Raw genomic sequence first — 378 nt, 5'->3', positions numbered from 1 at the left:
GGCTGGACCGGCACCTGCGCTTGAACGGCTTTGATCCGATCGCGCTGGACGGGCGCGATCCGGCCAGCATCGCGTGGGGCATCCACGTAATGGAGTCGCGCCTGCAAGCTGGCGCCGCCGTTCCCGATACAGACGTGCGGCTGCCCTACGGCATCGCCGAAACCGTCAAGGGCTTCGGCTTCCCCGGCGCCGGGACCAACGCCTCGCACAACCTGCCCTTGCCCGGAAATCCGGCGAAGGATGCGCAGGCGCGCACGCTCTTCAATGAAGGCGCTGCGGCGCTGTTCGTGGCCGCGGCCGAGCTCGATGAGGCCGTTGCCGCCCTCAACAGCCACGAGCTCCAGCAGCGGGTGCGCGAGCGCGATCATGCGCTGGCCG

The 378-nt window shown here is 69.6% G+C and carries 1 pseudogene; it reads left to right on the top strand.

Features of this window, described 5'->3' with window-relative positions:
• Positions 1-378, top strand: a pseudogene (locus tag OC373_RS18805) (xylulose 5-phosphate 3-epimerase); the annotation flags it as partial.

This window comes from Stenotrophomonas sp. Ste96, from assembly GCF_024519495.1.
GTDB classification, from domain to species: Bacteria; Pseudomonadota; Gammaproteobacteria; order Xanthomonadales; family Xanthomonadaceae; genus Stenotrophomonas; species Stenotrophomonas bentonitica_A.
This window is presented reverse-complemented; position numbering and strand designations above follow the sequence as displayed.